General features: G+C 57.0%; 9 protein-coding genes. 4 read left to right on the top strand and 5 right to left on the bottom strand.

Features of this window, described 5'->3' with window-relative positions; genetic code table 11:
- Positions 1-33 precede the first annotated feature (33 nt).
- Positions 34-798, top strand: coding sequence for a transporter family protein (locus BLW37_RS11195; RefSeq protein WP_091342901.1), 765 nt, complete (start codon positions 34-36; stop codon positions 796-798).
- Here the strand turns inward: BLW37_RS11195 and BLW37_RS11190 are convergent.
- On the bottom strand, positions 795-2,420 hold the full coding sequence (locus BLW37_RS11190; protein ID WP_171907605.1) for a methyl-accepting chemotaxis protein: 1,626 nt from the start codon (positions 2,418-2,420) through the stop codon (positions 795-797). The genes BLW37_RS11195 and BLW37_RS11190 overlap by 4 nt on opposite strands.
- A gap of 138 nt (positions 2,421-2,558) precedes the next feature.
- The gene (locus BLW37_RS11185; protein ID WP_091342898.1) at positions 2,559-2,816 is read right to left on the bottom strand and encodes a hypothetical protein; all 258 of its coding nucleotides are present in this window, start codon (positions 2,814-2,816) and stop codon (positions 2,559-2,561) included.
- 215 nt (positions 2,817-3,031) lie between these two features.
- Here BLW37_RS11185 and BLW37_RS11180 point away from each other — a divergent pair, with 215 nt between their 5' ends.
- Together BLW37_RS11180 and BLW37_RS11175 are read left to right on the top strand one after the other, a co-directional pair.
- Entirely contained in the window at positions 3,032-3,460 is a 429-nt protein-coding gene (locus BLW37_RS11180; RefSeq protein WP_245785708.1) for a DUF4398 domain-containing protein, read from the top strand.
- Between the two features lie 42 nt (positions 3,461-3,502).
- Positions 3,503-4,396 carry an OmpA family protein gene (locus tag BLW37_RS11175; protein ID WP_245785707.1) on the top strand — a complete coding sequence of 298 codons (894 nt, stop codon included), beginning with the start codon at positions 3,503-3,505 and terminating at the stop codon, positions 4,394-4,396.
- A 68-nt stretch (positions 4,397-4,464) separates the two neighbouring features.
- On the opposite strand, the gene BLW37_RS11170 is transcribed toward BLW37_RS11175, so the two are convergent.
- Positions 4,465-13,374 carry a glycoside hydrolase family 94 protein gene (locus BLW37_RS11170; RefSeq protein ID WP_245785706.1) on the bottom strand — a complete coding sequence of 2,970 codons (8,910 nt, stop codon included), beginning with the start codon at positions 13,372-13,374 and terminating at the stop codon, positions 4,465-4,467.
- A gap of 120 nt (positions 13,375-13,494) precedes the next feature.
- Between BLW37_RS11170 and BLW37_RS11165 the strand changes: the two genes are divergently transcribed.
- Positions 13,495-14,757 carry an NRAMP family divalent metal transporter gene (locus tag BLW37_RS11165; protein ID WP_171907604.1) on the top strand — a complete coding sequence of 421 codons (1,263 nt, stop codon included), beginning with the start codon at positions 13,495-13,497 and terminating at the stop codon, positions 14,755-14,757.
- 45 nt (positions 14,758-14,802) lie between these two features.
- On the opposite strand, the gene BLW37_RS11160 is transcribed toward BLW37_RS11165, so the two are convergent.
- Together BLW37_RS11160 and BLW37_RS11155 are read right to left on the bottom strand one after the other, a co-directional pair.
- Positions 14,803-15,210, bottom strand: a complete 408-nt coding sequence (locus BLW37_RS11160; RefSeq protein WP_139243701.1) for a nuclear transport factor 2 family protein — start codon at positions 15,208-15,210, stop codon at positions 14,803-14,805.
- Between the two features lie 84 nt (positions 15,211-15,294).
- Positions 15,295-15,552: a hypothetical protein gene (locus tag BLW37_RS11155; RefSeq protein WP_091342892.1), complete on the bottom strand. Its 258-nt coding sequence runs from the start codon at positions 15,550-15,552 to the stop codon at positions 15,295-15,297.
- Positions 15,553-15,556 lie beyond the last annotated feature (4 nt).

Genomic DNA, 15,556 nt, shown 5'->3' with positions numbered 1-15,556 from the left:
TAGTTAACAAAAAGAACTCCGGAGAACGCTGATATGATCAAGATGCTCTGGCTAAGTTTAGCCGTCTTTACTTGCTGCGGCCTGGCTGCGGATGAGTGGCCGGATTTTGACCGCCCTGGCATTTTGTTTGCTCCATCGGTGCTTCCGGTTGGCGCTTGGTCGATTGAGCTGGGTTTACCAGAGGTAAGCTTTAGCAACCGTGAGCAGACTCGCAGCCAGGAAACTGAGCTTCATACCATGTTGCGCTATGGTTTGATGCCACAGTGGGAGTTGCAACTGGAAATGGCGCCTTACATCCGGCAACGGGTCCGACAGGGCGATGTTCGTCACACCCAATCAGGCTACAGTGACGCCCGGCTAGGCGCTCGCTACGATGCGTCGCCGACGCTGGCACCCTGGTTTGCCGCAGATGCCGTGGCCCTGCAGGCTGGTATTGAACTGGGGACCGGTCAACGGGAGTTTACCGAATCCAGCAATGCTGTCGATATAGGACTGGTGACTAGCTGGGATTTATGGGCAGATGGGCATGCCGCAGATATAATGTTGCAATGGCAGGGCAGCCGCAGTAGCAGCAGCTGGTTTCTGGCCACCACCTATGGTGCCCCAGTCGCATCGGATGTGACTGTTTTTGTCGAAACTGGCATCTGGTTTGGCGATGACTCCGCATCAGTGGTTGGCGGTGGCCTGGTATGGCGACCCAGTGCAGGCTTTCAGTTGGATAGCTTCATTTTGAAGCGCTTATCTGGTGATATAGCAGATACCCAGTGGGGCCTGGGTATCTCCTGGATGTGGCTCTAAGCCACTTTAAATTCCGCGACCAGGTTGTTCAGCTCTTCCGCCACCCGAGCCAACTCCTGACTGGAAGCGCTGGTTTGATTGGCACCAGCCGCTGTTTGGGTGGATAAATCCTGAATCGTGGTCAAATTCGAGTCCACTTCTTTCGAGACCATGGATTGCTGTTCAACGGCAGCAGCAATAGCCGCATTTTGCTGGTTGATATTATCAATCACCTCCGTCACCTGCTGGATAGCTTCTTCGGTTTCCGACGCCGCCTGCATGGTACTTACCGCCTGCTCGTTGCTTTCACTAATGGCCTGGACCGTGCTGTTGGTTTCTTGCTGCACTGCATTGATCATGGCCTCAATTTGCTTGGTGGATTCCTGCGTCCGGTGTGCCAGGGCCCGGACTTCATCCGCCACCACCGCAAAACCGCGGCCACTCTCACCAGCCCTTGCCGCTTCAATCGCCGCATTCAATGCCAATAAGTTGGTTTGCTCAGCAATGGCACGAATCACATCCAGCAAAGAGCCAATATCTTTGACCCGACCTGCCAGCGACTCCACACCGCTCAGGCTATTCTCTATGCCGCTAACCAGGGTATTTAAGGTCTGCATGGTTTGTTGTACTTTTTGCTGCCCCTGCTTGCTGGCCGCTTCAGCGGCATCGGACTCGCGCGAGGTTTCAGCGGCGCTTTGCGCCACATTTTCAATAGCGGCCGTCAGCTGGTTGACCGCTGTCGCGGCCTGCTCCAACTCACTGCTTTGGGTATGCAGGTTGGCGGTGGATTGCTCGGTCACCACACTCAGCTCTTCAGAGGTGGATGCCAGCTGACTGGCCGACTGGCCAATATGACTGAGCGCCTCTTTTAAGCTCTGTTGCATAGCCAGCAAAGCGCGTAACATAGCGGCAGGCTCATCCTTACCCTCGACGTCAAACTGCAGGGTTAAATCATTGCGGGCAATGGTTTCCGCCAAGGTCACAGCCTGTTGCATTGGACCTATGATGCTTCGGCTATAAAGCCAGGCAAAAAGGGCGCTTAGCAACAGCACAACCACCAAGCCAACCCCCAACAATTGCTGGGCCTGATCGGAGACCCGCACCACTTCCTGTTCGGTCGCAGCAGCATTGGCACGAATGCGTTCCTCCAGGCTATCAATCGCGACCATTAACTCATCCGCCTGCTGGCGTAACGTACCGGTCTGAAGCTGTCTGGCTTCGACTGTTCGGCCAGCCTCCACATGCTGTATCAATTGTTGGAAGCTTTGCTGATAGCGTTGAAATTGCTGCTCCGCAGCGCGCAGTGCTGCTTGTGTCTGCCCGTCAGGTAGCAAAGCACTAAGGGCCTGACTGCCGCTTTGATAACGCCGGTCCAAGTCTTCCGCCTCCGTCAACAGCCCGCGTCGTTCGCTGACATCTTCAGCCGTGCGAATACGATGCGATTGCAGAATCAACGCCATTAAATCACGGCGTAAATTGCCTGCTTCGTTAGCAGCATTAAAATCAACTGTCACCAACTGACCAGTAATCCCCTCAACACGCTCCATCTGTAGAATAGCATTCAAGCCTAGTAGCAAAGCTAGCAAGGCGACCAAGCCAAAAGCCAAAGCTGAGCGCACGCCCAGTTTCATTGAACGAATCATAAAAAAGCTCCTGATCATCAGAATTTTTTAGCAGACGCACTCTCTTCAGTGCAAGACAACAGCCAGCGGTTACACAGCTAACTATAGACAAAGGCATGACAGAACGCCAACCTGGGGGGATGGCGACGGGGAAGGTTGCTAGCTCAGCCAGGGCGTATCGGGCAGCAACGCCAGATGCGCACAATAACGGGGTAAATTAAAAGCTTCTTTGCGTTCTATCACCGCCTCCATCTCTGGCGCCAAAGCACACGCCATCAGTTCAATGGCGTCTTCACGGCTATGCCCGGTCAGTTGCAGCCGCATCAGGGTTTCAGTGGTTTCTTTTGGGTAGCGATCGGCCAATTGATTTTCAATCACTTCAAATAAGAGTGCTTGATCAAGCTGAGCATCGTCCATAGGAGTTCCTGGTTTCAATAGCGTGGCCTTAGTATGACGGATCCAACAGCCCTTGTCAGGGCACATGGATGCAAAAAATACCGCAAGGAGCAGCGCTCAACCCACGAGTGAATCATCAATACTATGCGCGTCAACGTACAGATAAGGCGGTTTTATCCAGCTAACCTAGTGCTGGGCGCACTTTTGCACCAGTCCCTCTTTGGTAGGAGCCAATCATGAAATGTCACATTAACAACTCACAAGCAACCAAGGCATTCTGGCCAGTGCGTCCTGGCCTGCGCTGGCTGCTCATCGGCAGTACACTGCTGCTAATCAGCGCCTGCGCTACCTCACAACCACCCCCCAGTGCTGAATTGGCGGCCGCTGAGCGTGCTATTGGCGTGGCTGAACGGGCCCAGGTGACACGCTATACCAGCATTGAACTGAATACCGCCCGTCAGGAGCTGGTGGCTGCCCGCACGGCAATCACGGCCAAAGATATGCCCCAGGCTGAGCGTTTAGCGCTGCAAGCACAACTCAGTGCCGAGCTGGCACTGGCCAGGGCGGAGCTGCTCAAAGCCAGGGAGGTCAATCAAGATATGCTGCAAAGCATTGAAGCAGTCAAGCAGGAAGCGCAGCGCAATCCATCAGGAGTAAAACCATGAACACCCCCCTTCTATTTTCGCAAATCCCTGCTGAGCCTGAGTTTGGCTGCAGTATTGTTAGCCGGCTGCTCCAGTGCCCCACAAAGCCCGGATGGTGCCGCCAATGTGCGTCAGCAATTGACTCAGCTGCAATCTGACCCTCAACTGGCAGTATTAGCGCCGCTGGCCATTAAAGAAGCAGAGCTGGCCGTGGTCGCCGCTGAGCGGCCAGAAAAAGATAAAGCGCTGGCAGACCATCGGGTGCTGCTGGCTGAGCGGAAAGTAGCCCTGGCCCAAACCCAGGCGCAAACCCGCCAGTTGGAAGCACAGCGAGCCGGCTTAAGTCAGCAGCGCGATGAAGTACGACTGGCAGCGCGCAGCCGCGAAGCAGCCAGTGCCAGGGCTGATGCCACTGGTGCCCGCACGGATGCAGCTCAAGCCAGACAACAAGCCGAGCAAGCGGCCAGCCGGGAAGACAGGGCCCGGCTGCAGGCAGCCAGCGCTCGGGAGGATGCTCAGAGTGCCCGCCAGCAAGCCGCAGCTTCAGCCGCCACCACGGCTGAGTTAAGGGCTCAAATTGATGAGCTCAATGCCAGGCCGACGGACCGGGGCTTGGTCGTTACCTTAGGCGATGTGCTGTTTGATACCGGCCAGGCCAGCCTGAAAGGCGCCAGCAGTAGCCATTTGGCAAAGCTTGCCCAGTTTTTAACCGCACATCCGGAGCGTACCGCCTTGATTGAAGGGCATACCGACAGTGTCGGCTCTGCCGCCTCCAATGTGGTGTTATCGCAGCGCCGGGCCGATGCCGTGCGATCCTTTCTGATGGCCGAGGGTATAGCCGGTAACCGGCTTAATGCCTCTGGCAAAGGCCTGGATATGCCTGTCGCCAGCAATAACTCGGCCGAGGGCCGCCAGCAAAACCGTCGGGTAGAAGTCATTATCTCCAATCTGGAGTAACCTGGTATTCGTCTTGCCAAACACCCGCTGCGGCGGGTGTTTTTATGGATACCCCCGTCTGCTTAAGGTCATACAGCCAGGCACCAGCGCAGTTGATGCGTCTGGTTATCTAATGGCAGACGAATGCATTGGTCGCTGACAAAGAGGGCTGAATCTGCAGCGATTTCGGCACCATCCAGCATCAATAGCGCTTGGCCGGCTTGTTGGAGAACCTCTATCGCATAACAGCTAGTGCCCAGGGTCACCATGGCGCTAAAGCCAGGCCAGTCAGCTGGCAAACAGGGAGCTAACTGAATATGGTCGCCCTGACGCGTCAAACCAAGCAAACTTTCGACCCCGGCCCGGTACATCCAGCCAGCCGCACCGGTATACCAGCTCCAGCCGCCGCGGCCAACATGGGGCGCCACTGAGTAGATATCGGCCGCCAGTACATAAGGTTCCAGCTGATAGCGGGCCACAGCCGCCGGCGTTAAACCATGATTGACCGGGTTTAACATGTGAAACAACTGATGTGCTTTATCCGCCTGTCCCAATTTGGCAAAGGCCATCACCACCCAGATCGCAGCATGGCTGTATTGGCCGCCGTTTTCACGCAGCCCCGGCGGATACCCTTTGATGTAACCGGGGTTATGGGCGCTTTTATCAAAAGGCGGGCTAAACAATAACAGCAACTGCTGCTCTGCCTGCACCAGATGGTGGTCCACCGCCTTCATCGCCTGGAGCGCCCGCTCTGGGTCAGCCATGCCCGACAGCACCGCCCAGGACTGGCTTAACGAGTCCAGCTGGCACTCATCGCTCTGTCGGCTGCCGAGCCAGCTGCCATCATCGTAGGTGGCCCTTTTGTACCAATGGCCGTCCCATCCAAGCTGCTCCATACTATCCAGCAGCCGGTCGCTGTGCTGTTGCCACGGAGCGGCACGGGGATCCTGCCGGCTTTTTGCCAGCGGAATAAAGGACCGCAAGGTGCTTAGCAGCAACCAGCCTAGCCAGATGCTTTCGCCTTTGCCGCCGCTACCGACCTGATCCATACCATCATTCCAGTCCCCGCTGCCGATCAATGGCAAACCGCGTTCACTGCTCAGTGTAATGGCCAAGTCCAGCCCACGGGCACAATGCTCATACAAGGATGCCTCGACGTCGGCTGGCATCGGCTGGAAAAACGCATCGTGCTGCTCCGCCTCCAGGGCCGGCCCCTGCAAAAAGCTGACGCTTTCATCCAATACAGCGCTATCGCCGGAGCTGGCCAGGTAGCGGGCGCAGGCAAAACCGAGCCAGACCCGGTCGTCCGATATACGGCTGCGTACGCCCTGGCCACTATGCGGCAGCCACCAGTGCTGTACATCGCCTTCGACAAACTGGCGCCCGGCGGCGCGCAATAAATGCGCCCGGGTCAGCTCCGGGGCGGCAAAGCTCAGCGCCATGGTGTCTTGCAGCTGATCGCGAAAACCGTAGGCACCACTGGCCTGATAAAAAGCCGCCCTGGCATAGACACGACAGGCGATGGTCTGATACAGCAGCCAGCCGTTTAGCATAATATCCATGGCCCGATCCGGTGTTTTTACCTGCACCGCTTGCAGCAACGTCTGCCAGTGCTGCTGCACCTGTTGCAACTCATCGCTCAAATCAGCCGCACGGTAGCGCTGCAACAAGGCCTGGGCACTGGCTTTATCGGCGGTCTGGCCAAGCAAAAACACCAGCTCGATTTGCTCCCCTGGCGCCAGGCTCACGCTGTGCTGCAAGGCTGCGCACGGATCGGCCGTAGCCCCGCTGCTGGCACAAAGCAACTGTTGTTGCGCCAACGCCTGCGGGCTTTGACTGCGACCATTGCGGCCAAGAAACTCGGTGCGATCGGCCGTCCAACCGGACAGAGCAGTGTTAGCTCCCAAAGCGGCAAACGCAACCCGGCCGGGAAAGGCCGTTTGCCAGGGGTTGTGCACCAACAAAGCCTGATGCTCTTGATCAAATTCACTGATTAAGTACGGGGCATTCTGCGCACGGTCACGGCCCAGCACCCATTCGACATAGGCGGTGATCCGCAGTCGACGCGGATGGGAGCTGGTATTGTGCAATGTCAGGCAGGAGATTTTCACCGGCTGCTGCAACGGTACATACTGCAGCAGCTTCAAGCCAATGCCCGCCGCCTGGTGGGCAAAGCGGCTGTAGCCAAAGCCATGGCAGGCACTGTAATGGCCGCCATCATTGATCGGCGCACAGGTGGCAGTAAACAGCTGACCGCTGTCTTCATCCTGCACATAGATTGCTTCAGCGCAGGGATCGGTCACCGGATCATTCGACCAGGGCGTTAACTGATTTTCCCGGCTGCTTTGCGCCCAACTATAACCACTGCCACTGGCCGACACCTGAAAACCAAACTGCGCATTGGCAATCACATTCAGCCAGGGCATCGGCGTACGCTGGTAGTTATCCAGCAGAATCACATATTCGCGGCCATCGCTGGCAAAGCCGCCCAGACCGTTAAAAAATTCCAGCTCGCTGCTGCGATATTCTGTGTCGGCAGAACCTGCGTTAACCAACGCCGACGCTGAGTTTGGTGTGACGCTCTGCGGCCTTGCACCAACAGCTACTGGCTCTGCAGCACTATCTTCAGCTCTGAGCGGTGCCAGTCGTTGCAACTGGCGCTGCAGCGGCCCTCGCCTGGCATAGAGCACCACCCGGGCCACGGCAGCCAGTAAGCTGCGGCTATCGACCTGCATCAGATCGGCGCGTAGCGTATAGACATGGCCCACCGTCCGCTGGGGTGCGCTGCCAGCCAGTACAGCTGCCGGCCGACTCTGACTGGCACGAACCAGGGCTTCGATAGCCTGTTGCAAATCCTGCACGTAGGAGCTGGCACGCTCATTAATAATTACCAAATCAACGGCCAGCTGCTTTAAGCGCCAGTATTCATGCGCCCGCAGCAACTGGCGTACAATGTCGAGATCGTCGATATCATCAATATGCAGCAATACGATCGGAGTATCGCCGGAAATGCCATGCTGCCAAATAGCAGACTGTGGGCCAGCCCCGCGGCTGATGGAAGCTGCCGGTGCACGAAAGCGCAGGTCGTTGTACAACAAGGGGCCGGTCAGACGCTGAAACAGGGTCGCTTCCGCCACACTGATGGTCAGATGGCGTAACTGCACCTGCGCCAGTGTCCAGGCTAAGGTGGCGGCCCGCTCAAAGGCACTGGTTTCGTTATGCTGGTCAATCAGCTCCAGCAACTGCTCGCGGGAGGCAGCCAACAGCGTCCAAAACGCGACTTTGAGCTGCTTGCCAGGGGCCAAAGTGACCGTCGGGCGCAAACAAAGGATAGGGTCCAGCACGGTGCCACTGCTGTTGCTTAATGACTGCTGAGGCTGCATGGCCCGCGCCTGCAGCAAGCAGGTGCCTGAACCAAAAAACTGTGCACGGTTGGTCTCGTATTGCAGCTCAGAGCTAGCCCCCCCTTCAATCACGGCAAAGTGCCCCAGCCAGAGTGGAGTGTCATCTGGTGTACGAGGGCGGCGGGTGGCCACAATGGCACCATATTCAGTGACAAATTCGGTTTGCACAAAGAGTTTGGAAAAAGCCGGATGTGCCTGATCGCTGGCAGCATTGCCAAGCACCAATTCGGCGTAGGAAGTCAGCTCAAGCACTTGCTCGCGCCGGCTATGGTTGCACAAAGTGATCGCACGCACTTCGCCGTTGTGCTCAGAGGAAACCAGCACCGTCAATCGGGCACTGATCGCTGGCGGTTCTGTTTGTGTGGAACCCGACTGCGCGCCAAAACAGGCACTGAATTCCGCCCGGTCTTCACTAAAGGTTGCTGCATGATGGTACGATTGGGCAACGTCTGCGAATGACGAACGGCTGGCATCCGGTTGCAGGCTGGCGGCCCAAAAATGAGCATTTGAGCGCTCACGCAGCAGGATATAGCTGCCGCAGTTATCCAGGCTGCTATCGGCCCGCCAACGGGTAATTGCGATATCACGCCAACGGCTATAACCACTGCCGGCAGCACTCAGCATCACACTGTAGTGGCCATTGCTCAGAATATGGGTTTGAGGTGCGCCATCAGCCGCAGGGTCCAAGCTTAGCTCAGTCAGGGATTCGCTGCTGTTGTCTGCAGCAATGGTCACGGCTTCAGCTTTGGGGTGGGCATTCAGCACATCGCGCGGTACCCGCTCCTGCAACAGCAGCTCACAGGCCCGGATCATCGGCTCCCGATGGAAACGACTGCGCATCACCCCCTGTTGCAGCGTATTAAGCAGAGCAATCAGCGTCATGCCTTGATGGTGCGCCATAAAGCTTTGCACCACTACCGGCTGATCAGGGCTGGGCAGACGGGCCGGGGTGTAATCGATGGCTTCAACAAAACCATAATCACCCAGCGCACCCAGTTGCTCCAACCGGGCAAAGTTACCACAGGCGGCAGGGGCATCCACCATAGCTGCCAGCGCAGTGGCATAAGGCGCAATCACCAGGTTTTGTGCCAGCCCGCGTTTCAAGCCAAGCCCGGGCACACCAAAATTGGAATACTGATAGGTAAGATGCAGATCGCGTGCATTGTAGGCCGACTCTGAAATGCCCCAGGGGATCCGGTGTTGCCGGCCGTAACTGATTTGTCGCGCCACGATAAGCCGGTTGCTTTGCTCCAACAGACTGCCAACTTCAGCCCGCATCACCAGGGATGGCATCAGGTATTCAAACATCGAGCCTGACCAGGATAACAAAGCAGCACCCGCCCCGAGCGGGGTGGCACTGCGACCAAGCCGAAACCAGTGCTTGCTATCGACATCCCCTTTGGCAATGGCAAAAAGGCTGGCCAACCTGGCCTCGGATGCCAGTAAATCGTAACAGCTGGTATCCAGGGTATTGTCTGCCACGGCATAGCCAATCGATAGCAAATTGCGCTCAGTATTCAGCAAAAAAGTGAAGTTCATTTGCAGCGCCATCGTCCGGCTTGCTGTGGCCAGCGTAGCCAAGCGTTGTTGCAGCTGGTGCTGCTGCTGACTGCTGGCCAGGTTATCCTGCTGATGCTGCTGCAACGTCTGCAGCAAAGCCTGCAGATAGAACAACAGATTGTCGCTTTCGGGCGACCTTGCTGCATCCATTGGCGGCTGCGCCGGGCTTCTGTGGTAACAGGCCAGCGCCTCTGTGGCCAGCTCAATCAATGTGCTGTGTAACGGTGCCAGCCGATGACCACTTGCTAACTGCAGGGCCAGGCTATCCAGACAGGCTTGCAGTTGCTGGCTTGATGCCAAGCTACCAGCGCTTTGCCGCAGACTGGCCTGAGCCAATGCCAGGGTATCCTTAAGCCCCTGCCACGCCTGTGGTGCCAGCAGTTGCTGCTGCCACTCATCCAGACTGTTGGCCAATGCCAGTAAGTGGCCGGCCAGATTGCCGCTGTCTACCGAGGACACATAGGCCGGCGCTAAAGGCTGCAAACTCTGGGTATCGTACCAGTTGTAAAAATGCCCCTGATAGCGGCCAAGCCGGTGCAAGCTGGCAAAGGTTTGTTCCAGCTTATGGGTACTGGCGTGAGTGCCCAGCCAGCCAAAATCGCGCGCCGTGACCACCGACAACAGATAAACACCGATATTGGTAGGCGAGGTCCGGCGCGCAATGACCGGCTCCGGCAGTTGCTGAAAATTATCCGGCGGCAGCCAGTTGTCACTGGCACTGACAAAGCGTTCAAAAAACCGCCAGGTACGGCGGGCCACCAGCCGTAAGTTGCTCGCCTCGGTGGCAGACAGCGGCCGGCTTTGCTGCAGACTGGTCGGCAGGCTGAGCCAGTACATCAACGCGGGTGCCAGTTGCCATAGGATAATCAGCGGTGCCCACAGCGCCAGATTCTGTGATGCCTGCCAGCTAAGCAGCGCAGCACTAAACCAGCTCAGCACCAGGCCTGGTGCCATCTGGCGATAATAGCCCAGCAGGCTGAGTGGCCGTCTGGCACTACTTTGCGCGCTGGTGACCCACTGCAGCAGGTGCTTGCGGCTAACCAATAACCGCCAAAGGGTAAGGCCAATGGCATGACCCATACGCCAGGCTTGGTCGGCCAGTAACACCAGTTGCAACCCACTCTGGCTCAGGGTTTGGCCTAAATCAGCCAGCAAATTGCCATACAGGCTACGCAGCTGCACCGCACCGCCATTTTGCAAGATGCTGTGCTGAGGCAACCAGGTAAAACGACGCCGCAGCAAGGTCGGTAACAGCAACAACGCCAGCAGCAACAAAGTGGCAGTGACAGCCTGCGGCCAGGGCAGCAACAGCACCAGCACTAAGGCGACAAAGCCAGCCGGTGCCAGCAAAGAGCGGCGCAAGTTATCCAGTATTTTCCAGCGCCCCAACCATGGGATCCTGGCGCTGGCAGCCTGAGGGCGATTCAACCAGCCGGCAGCCAGCCAGGGCAGCAACTGCCAGTCGCCGCGGGTCCAGCGATGCTGCTGGTTTACCGCAACATCATAGCGATTGGGGAAATCTTCCACCACTTCGATATCCGATGCCAGGCCGGCGCGGGCGAAAATCCCCTCAAACAAATCATGGCTTAACATGCTGTTGTCGGGCACCCGTCCTGCTAAAGCGGCACTGAACGCATCGACATCGTATATGCCTTTGCCGGTAAAAGAGCCCTCGCCAAACAGATCCTGGTACAAGTCCGAAACAGCGCCGGCGTAAGGGTCAATACCGGCCGGCCCCGAGTTTAAGCGCAAATAGCGAGAGCCTTGCCCGGTTAACGCCAGTGCCGGTGTCACCCGCGGTTGTAAAATACCGTAACCGGCAATCACTCGTTGTTGTTGCGGACAAAACTGTGGCCGGTTCAGCGGGTGAGCCATTTTTCCCACCAGCTTTACCGCGGCATTGCGCGGCAGTCGGGTATCGGCATCTAAAGTAATGACATAACGCACCTGAGCTGGCACAGCATCGGTTAACTGCGGGTAGGTTGCGCTGTTGCGACAAAAGCGGCTGGAGCCGCCGCGCAACAACTGATTTAAATCGCTTAGTTTGCCGCGTTTACGCTCTGCACCGATCCAGGCTTGTTCACTGGGATTGTATTCACGCTGGCGGTGCAACAGAAAAAACCGCTGCCCGGCAGCATCAGTGCTGCCATCCGGTCCTGCTGGCGGACCATACTGCTGGTTTAAGCTGACAATGCCGTCGATCGCTTGCTGCAACAGCGCCTGATCGCTGGCCAGGTGTTGCTGTGGTGCATCGGTAAAATCAGACAACAGCACAAAGCTGATAGCCCCGTGGCCGGCCGCCAGATAATGCTCTTCCAGCCGCTGCAAATGCTGGCGCAACTCAGCTGCATCACTTAACAACACCGGCACCGCCACCAGAGTGCGCAGTTCTGCCGGGATGCCCTGGGCTAACGCCAAGGCCGGTAACAGCTGAGCAGGGTTACAACGGCTGGCACTCTGCTGCAACAAGGCGCTGGCCAGCTCACTGACCACAATGCCAAGCGGCAGCAACAGCCACAACCAGTAGATGGCACTCAGCTCAAGCCACCAAAGCACACCGAGCAGCAAGACACCACTTAGCAGCAGCATTACGCTAAGGTAACCAGATACGCCTTGCCTGGCGATGCCAAGGCTCAACCGTTGCAAGGCACGGGGCCGGATCCCCAGCTGTTGCTCTAACGCCGCACGACCGCTGCCCAGCAAATAAAAACCGCAATCCGCTTCACGTGCCGCCTGCACCGGATGGTGCTCTGCTGTACTGGCATACGCATCAGCCCAACGGATGAGTTGCAGCACTTTGCTGCTAACCACTAATTCAGCGCATTTGGCACGGCGTGCCAGTTGTTCAATGGCATTGCGGTACAGATTTCGACTGGCAAAATCCATCTCAGCAAAGCGACTGCCCGCAGCCAGCTGATGATCCACCAGGCTGACGTTTTCAAACAATTCTGTCCAGTCAATGGCTGAGATGTGCCGCATGCTGGTCATCACATTGCGTACACTGACATTGGATGCGCCCAATTGCTGCTGTGCTTTGAGCACCACCCGGTCAATGCTGTCGTTCTGGCTGGCCATTTGCTCACTGAGCCACTGCAAAGCCGGTGTAACCCCCGGGTCCTGATCGCGCAGCCGTTTCGCCAACTGAGCGGCAAAGTTATCGCTTAATGGTAACGAACACCCTGGCAGCAGCGCCTGCCAGCGGACCCCGGCCAGTAAAGCATCGGCTATCTGATCGGCGTCGGCCCGCTGCCTTAGTCCCAGGCTGATCTGATCGGTTAACCGGCGCAGGTTTTCAATTAGTACAAAACGCAACGTAATCGCCACAGCCCACAACTCACCAATACTCAGTGGCTGTTCCTGCTGATAGGCCGTTAAAAAGCGTGTCAGAATCACAGGGTCAAAATGACTGTCGGTATGAGCTACATAAGCCCAGGCAATACCCAGCACCCTGGGATAGCCGCGAAAAGGGCCACTGGCCAGTTTGGGTAGCTGGCGGTAATAGCCCGGTGGTAAATCGTCTCGAATTTCACGGACTTGCTGCTCGACCAAATGGTAATTGTCCAACAGCCATTCCGCTGCGGGCACGATGCTATGACCCGCCTGCAGCTCAGTTGCACTGACCCGGTAAGCCGCCAGCAAGGTATCGGCATTGACCGTCAAGCGCCGCTGCAGCGCGGGTCGAAAGATCTGACGCAGCTGCGGCAACAGGCGACTGTCTGCCTCAATGAGTTGCGCCTGTGCCAAACTATGGGCATGCAGCTCCAACCGCTCAACACTGAACAGCTCCGCCCGGATCGGGCTGCGTTGCTGCCATAAGTCCGGAGAAAGCCATCGGCAGCTGCGGCGGTGCAGCCGCTGCCACCAGCCACTAAGTTGGTTGACCAACTGACGATACAAGGTGCGAATAAATAGGGGCGCAGCAAAGGACATGGCAACCTGCAGCAAATAGTCTAAGCGGTAACAGCGCAGCTTATAGGGCGACAGGCCTGTTGTCGGTGCGTTGTCGCACAGAGCCCGGGCACAGCCTGTATACATCGCGTACTGTGCACAAACGGTCCGGCCCTGTTGCAGCAAGAAGCAATGCAAAATGGCACTGACGCCTTGCCTGCTTTGCTGCTAAGATGTTTTCTATATAAATCAGATGACTGCTGCGCTATGCACACCGACTCGCTGCCAAAACTGCTATTGACACTCAAACACAGAGCTTCCGCCCTCGGGCCTGGCTTGCTGATGGCCACCGCAGCCATCGGTGGCTCGCATCTGGTGGCATCCACCCAGGCTGGCGCCCTCTTTGGCTGGCAGCTGCTCGGACTGATTTTACTGGTGAATGTACTGAAGTACCCCTTCTTCCGTTTTGGCGTGCAGTACACCCTGGAGCAGGGTGAAAGCTTACTGCAGGGTTATCAGCGCAAGGGCCGCGGCTATTTTTACAGCTTTATCGTGCTGAACCTGATTGCCGCTGTGGTCAATACCGCCGGGGTACTGCTGCTCACCGCCAGCTTGCTGCACTATGCGCTGCCCTGGCCCATATCGGTTACCCTGTTGTGCTGGCTGATTTTAGCGGTCTGTTTGCTGATTTTATTGCTTGGCCATTACCGGGCGCTGGATAAGGTCGCCAAGATCATTATGGTACTGCTCACCCTGACAACCCTTAGCGCTGCGGTGATTGCCGCGATGAATGGTGCCATGGCGCCAGCGGATTATCAGGGGCCAAGCCCCTGGCAGCTGGCCATGCTGGGGTTTCTGGTCGCGCTGATGGGCTGGATGCCAGCGCCGATTGAAATTTCCGCGATCAGTTCGCTTTGGCTTACCGCCAAGCAGCGCCAGCAGCCCATCAGCCGCCAGCAAGGCTTGTTTGATTTTAACCTCGGCTACTGGCTGACCGCTGGTCTGGCGCTGGTGTTTGTCTCGCTGGGCGCTCTGGTGCAATACGGCAGTGATCAGCCGATTGCGCTGGCCGGTGCCGCTTTTGCCCAGCAGCTGATTGGCATGTACGGCAGCACCATTGGCGACTGGTCAAGGCCGCTGGTCGCTGCCATTGCCTTTTTGTGCATGTTTGGTACCACCATCACGGTGCTGGATGGCTACGCCAGAAGCCTGAATGAATCCTTTACCTTGCTTGGCGTGCACCAGCGTGGGCAGCGCCGCAGTTACCAGGGCTGGCTGCTGGCGCAAGCCCTGGCTGGCATGGCCGTGATCCTGTTCTTCCGCTCGGCGCTTGGCCCTATGCTCACCTTTGCCATGACACTGGCATTTCTAACCACACCGGTCTTTGCCTGGCTTAATTACCGACTGATGCGCCGCCACAGCACCCAGCCGCTATCGACGCTGCTGGTTTGGTGGAGCCGGCTGGGTTTACTTTATTTGGTCGGCTTTGCGCTGCTGTTTTTGCTGTGGTACAGCAAGCTGTTGCAGTAACACAAGCGGATGCCTTCTATACTCAAATGCTGAGATAAAGCGTTATCAGTAACGGATCCGCCAGCTGGTAATCAAACCATGTTCAACCGTGAACAGAAAGTCTGCTTCGCTGCTGTAGCCGCGGCTGCGAAACTGCCCACGCACTATCACCTCGTTACCATTGATGATGTACTCAGGGTTTACCACTTTACCGTTACGCCCGATAATGTCACTTTCCAGCCATCTCGCGGTAGCAGCGGCGGATTTCATCTGGCCATCCGCGCCGTAAGCCTGGGTGGCATCAGGCGAAAACTGGGCGCGAATTTGCTCAGCATCCTCTGCGGCCATCGCCGTGATCAAAGCACGAACCGGTGCATCAACCCCCGTTTCCTCTGCCTGGGTTTCTAACAGCGCCGCGCTAAGTGTCAGAGTTAGTACTGCAATAGCTGCCACGAAACATGATGGAACTGCCATAGTTGTTGCTCTCCAGTTTTTCTGAAAGCCTTGCCTCGAAAAGGGCGCGGCTTTATGGCCTCGGGCCGGTTACCCAGTTGACCACTATACTGCTTTAGTACGATGCCAAATCAGCAAGGCAGCCGCTGCTAGTGGTAAAAATACCAGCAAAAAGAACGGCACTTCTTGCATAAAGCTGTAGCCTGCCTTTGTCACCCCTACCCACATATTGACCGCCGCCACCATAAACCAGAGTGGAATAAAACACAGGGCCGCCAGGCCGATAGCATGACGCCAGTAGCCAAGTAGTACACATGCGGCTAGCAGCAACAAGCCGCCGGCCAATACCATGATCGTATGCATCACC

Source organism: Alkalimonas amylolytica, assembly GCF_900107845.1.
GTDB lineage: Bacteria > Pseudomonadota > Gammaproteobacteria > Enterobacterales > Alteromonadaceae > Alkalimonas > Alkalimonas amylolytica.
The sequence above is the reverse complement of the archived record's forward strand: the minus strand, read 5'-3'. Positions and strand labels throughout refer to the sequence as shown.